Raw genomic sequence first — 4212 nt, 5'->3', positions numbered from 1 at the left:
TTTTCACCTGTTGGTCCCGATGATCTACGTTGGTTCGACCCTGTTGCCGAACTTCCTGCACGACCAGCGCGACCTCAGCCTCGGCACGATCGGGCTGCTCGGCTCGCTCGGCTCGGCTGCCGCGCTGGTCTTCGCCTTGCTGGTCAGCCATTGGCGACCGCTTTCGCAGCCGTTCGCCGGGATGGGTGTGACGTTGGCGATGGTGACTGTGTCCTATGCCCTGTTCATCGTCACCGGCAACATTGCGCTCATCGCGATCGCCTACATGCTGCGGTATTCGTTCAGCGCAATCTGGTCGCTGATGGCGGCGGCGTTGGCGGATGTCACGCCGGAGCGGCTGCGCGGGCGCGCCTATGGCATCGGCGAGGTCAGCATCGGCATCGGAGACGCGGCTGCGCCAATTGGAGCGGGCCTGCTGTATGGCGCGTGGCACCCACTGCCGTTCTTTGTCGCGCTGGTGATCGCGGGCCCGCTGTCGGTCGTTGCCTGGCTGACGCATCGGCAGCGCCAGCGCACGACAACGCCGGCGCTCGCCATGACCAGCGAGTAACGCGCAATCAACGTATGGAGACTGAATCAAAGGAGTGTTCATGCAGAATCGACGACACCTTGTTGCTGCAGTCGAGGCCAGAGACGTTGTCAGCGACCTGATGATCCGACCGGCGGCGCTCGACGATGCCGACTCTCTGGCGGCGCTGATGGTCGAGGCCTACACCGGCTCGACCGCCGCGCCATCCGACGAGGCGCTGGACGCCGCGCTGATGGAGGTCCATAAGTTCTTCGGCGCGCTGTATGGCGAGCCGATCGCTGCCGCCTCGACGGTGGCCGATAGCGGCGCGCGCATCGTCGCAGCCAGCCTCGTCAGCCGCTATCAGGGGACACCGCTGCTGGCCGTCGTCCTGACTGCTGCGGCGTGGAAGGAGCGCGGGGCCGCCTACGCCGTCGTGCAGTCCAGCATCAATGCGCTGGCCGACGCCGGGGAGACGTCCCTGGCGCTCATCATCACGGCAGCCAACCGCCCGGCGCTGGAGCTGATGGATCGCCTCGGCTTTGAAGAGGTCGGCTCCTGACACAGAGTCCCGGACAGAAAAGCGGCCCGGCGCATGTACGCTCCGGGCCGCTTCGTTGTAGCTGGATTGGGAAGTTATGCGGCGCTGGCGAGCTCGATCAGGTCGCTCTTGCGCAGCTTGGCGAGTGCTTCCTTCTCGATCTGGCGCACGCGCTCACGGCTGATGCCGTAGTGCTCGGCGATCTCAGCCAGGGTCTGCGGCTGCTGCCCGGCCAGACCGAAGCGCAACATCAGGACACCCCGCTCACGCTCGGTCAGCTGATCGAGCGACTTGCGGATCTGATCGCGGATCGCGCTGGAGACCGCTTCCTCAACCACCTGATCGCTGGCCGGATCCGGCAGCAGATCACCGATGGTCGATTCGCCGTCCTCGCCGATCGGCTTGTCGAGCGACGACGTGCGCGGAATCGCAGTGCGGGCCTGCTCGACGCGCTCGACCTCAAGGTCGAGCTGCTTGGCAACTTCGGCGTCGGTCGCCGGGCGACCGAACTGCTGCTCGAGCTGCGCCTCAGTGCGGCGGACCTTCGAGATCAGGTCGTGCATGTGCACCGGAACGCGGATCGTCCGCGACAGGTTGGCGACGGCACGACCGATCGCCTGGCGAATCCAGAACGTCGCGTAGGTGCTGAAGCGATAGCCCAGCTCCGGATCATAGCGCTCGACAGCCGTCATCAGGCCGATGTTGCCTTCCTGAATCAGGTCGATCAGAGGCAGGCCGCTTGAGCGGTACTTCTTGGCGATCGAGACAACCAGACGCAGGTTGTGGCGAATCAGCTTCTCACGCGCCTCGCGCGCGATCTTCAGCACCTGATCGAGATTCTCGACCTCGATGCCCTCGCCCTGCAAGCGGCGCGCCTCAAGACCCGCGCGCACCTTGCGCGACAGGTCAATCTCTTCTTCGTGCGACAGCAGGCGGTGGCCGCCGACGTCGCGGAAGTAGCGGTAGACCGCGTCGCTGGTGGCCTGATCGATCAGCTCAGCTGACTCATCAATCACCTCGCCAACTTCAGCGTCAGCAGCTAACCTCTCCAACTCATAGGTATCGTAGTTCGCTCGCTCGGTCATGTGACTCCTTCTATTCCCCGCGTTCGCTAGCCCTGTGGTTTCAGCAGAATCCCCACCACCCGCCGAAACTTCGTAATTCTAGCAGCAAAGCAACACTATGTCAACTCACCTATCGAGTTTGTGAAGAATCCGACAAACCCACTATCTAGAATAGCCGATGTTATGGATTTGTAAAGCGTTTGGGTGAAATACGATTGTTGGGTCTTGTCTGGCTGTGAAGGTTGTGACCGATTTCATAGAACGTACACCCGTCGCGGTCGCTTGTCCAGACCATGAATCACTCAGACTGCTCTACTTGTAACAATCACGCACGCGTCGAACCGTTTCTGACAATTGCGCTATCGATCTGTGCGCCTCTGGCTCGATGCGCGGTGCGGATCCTGGCCAGATCACGCACTTAGCATCTACTGGAGTCAGTCGCACGAATGTCGCCTCCGATTCACTTACCGCTGTGCTCAGGCCGCAGGCAGATGTCGTGTGTGGCCACCTTGCTCGCGCTACACTGACCTGAATGCCGACAGGTGAGAGGATGTGAGTGGTGGATCTTCGAGCAAGACCGATAACGATTGTTGGCGCAGGCGCGATCGGCGGAACCGTCGGCGCATTCCTGACGCAGGCCGGCTACGATGTGACGCTCGTCGATGTCGTCTCGGAACATGTGCAGGCCATGAACGAGCGCGGCTTGCGCATCACCGGCATCCGTGGCGACCGCACCTACCCTGTGCGCGCGATGATGGCTGACGACGTGGCAGAGTTGGGCGCGACGATCCTCTGCGTCAAAGGCCACTTCACGGCATCGGCAATGGAACAGATTGCCCCGAAGCTGGCGGCCGATGGCTTCGTGCTCTCATTACAGAACGGTCTGAACGAGGAGATCATCGCTGCCGCCGTCGGTCCGGAGCGCACGGTCGGCGCGTTCGTCCATTTCGGCGCTGACTACATCGAGCCTGGTCTTATTCAGTTGGGCGACGCGCAGACGATCTACATCGGCGAGCTCGATGGCCAGGTGACAGCGCGCGCCGAAGCATTGCGCGAGGCACTGTCGAACGTCATGCCGACAGAGGTGACAACCAACCTGTGGGGCTTCCTGTGGGGCAAGCTCGTTTATGGTGCGATGGCGTTCCTCGTGTCGACCGTTGATGCGCCGGTGCCGGAGATTCTCGATACGCCACTCGGCATGCGCCTGAGCCAGACTGCGGCCAGCGAGGCGTATCTCGTGGCCAGGAGCCAGGCTGACCAGCTGGAGAATATCGGTGGGTTCAACCCGAACGCGTTCGCGCCGGGCCCGGAGTACGAAGCAACAAGTCAGGCCGCGCTGGGCGAGCTCCGCGAAGCGATGCGTGCCTCGATCAAGCAGCACATGGGTATCTGGCGCGACCTGAAGATCAAAAAGCGCAGGACCGAAGTCGACATGCAATCGGCGGTCATCGCCGCCAAGGGTGACGAGAACGGCATCCCGACACCGGTCAACGCAGCCGTCCTGCAAGTGATCCACGAGATCGAGGCCGGCGAGCGCGGCATGGAATGGTCGAACCTCGACGACATCGCGCGGATGGCTGGGATCAGCTAGCAGCGGCGCGAAAATAGAAATCGAGCATCGCTGTCAGAGATGACGGCTCGCGGCGCAACCGGCTACGGAGTGTCGCGCCCTCCCAGCAATCGACGAGGACGTTCGCCATCTGGCGGACATCGGCATCAGCCGGGATCTCGCCGACGTCGCGCGCCTCGTCCAGGCAGCGTGCCAGCCGGTCGGCAATCCCCGAGAAGCACTGCTCGATCGTGCGTCGGAACGTCTCATTGACGCCCGATAGCTCCTGACCGAGGCCGCCCATCAGGCAGCCCATGTAGCCCTGTTCTCGATAACCGGCTTCGGTCATCTCGAAAAATCGGCGCAAGCGATTGAGCGGTGTCTGCTGTGGATCGCTCAGGCACGCATCCAGGCTGGCGTGCACACTCAGCATGTACTGATCGAGCACCTGCAGGGCGAAGTCTTCCTTGTCCCTGAAGTGATGGTAGAACGAGCCTTTCGGCACGTTCGTCGCTTCCAGCAGCGCCTGGATGCCCAGATCGTTAAAGCC

5 protein-coding genes are annotated in these 4212 nt (G+C 62.5%); 3 read left to right on the top strand and 2 right to left on the bottom strand.

From position 1 onward, the window contains the following. Both M9890_15480 and M9890_15475 read left to right on the top strand, forming a co-directional pair. On the top strand, positions 1–550 hold a 550-nt coding region (locus M9890_15480), incomplete at its 5' end, for an MFS transporter (GenBank protein ID MCO5178355.1). Positions 551–590: 40 nt separating this feature from the next. Then, positions 591–1070 carry a GNAT family N-acetyltransferase gene (locus M9890_15475; protein ID MCO5178354.1) on the top strand — a complete coding sequence of 160 codons (480 nt, stop codon included), beginning with the start codon at positions 591–593 and terminating at the stop codon, positions 1068–1070. Positions 1071–1144: 74 nt separating this feature from the next. On the opposite strand, the gene M9890_15470 is transcribed toward M9890_15475, so the two are convergent. After that, positions 1145–2134, bottom strand: coding sequence for a sigma-70 family RNA polymerase sigma factor (locus tag M9890_15470; GenBank protein ID MCO5178353.1), 990 nt, complete (start codon positions 2132–2134; stop codon positions 1145–1147). 538 nt (positions 2135–2672) lie between these two features. Between M9890_15470 and M9890_15465 the strand changes: the two genes are divergently transcribed. Further along, complete coding sequence (locus M9890_15465) at positions 2673–3704, top strand: ketopantoate reductase family protein (protein ID MCO5178352.1); 1032 nt, start codon at positions 2673–2675, stop codon at positions 3702–3704. Here M9890_15465 and M9890_15460 read toward each other — a convergent pair. Next, positions 3697–4212 (bottom strand): TetR/AcrR family transcriptional regulator (locus M9890_15460; GenBank protein MCO5178351.1); only part of this gene is annotated, 516 nt, incomplete at its 5' end. The two genes, M9890_15465 and M9890_15460, sit on opposite strands and share 8 nt — an antisense overlap.

This window comes from Thermomicrobiales bacterium, from assembly GCA_023954495.1.
Taxonomy (GTDB): Bacteria; Chloroflexota; Chloroflexia; order Thermomicrobiales; family CFX8; genus JAMLIA01.
Note: the sequence above shows the minus strand (reverse complement) of the source record. Positions and strands in the feature narration are given on the sequence as shown.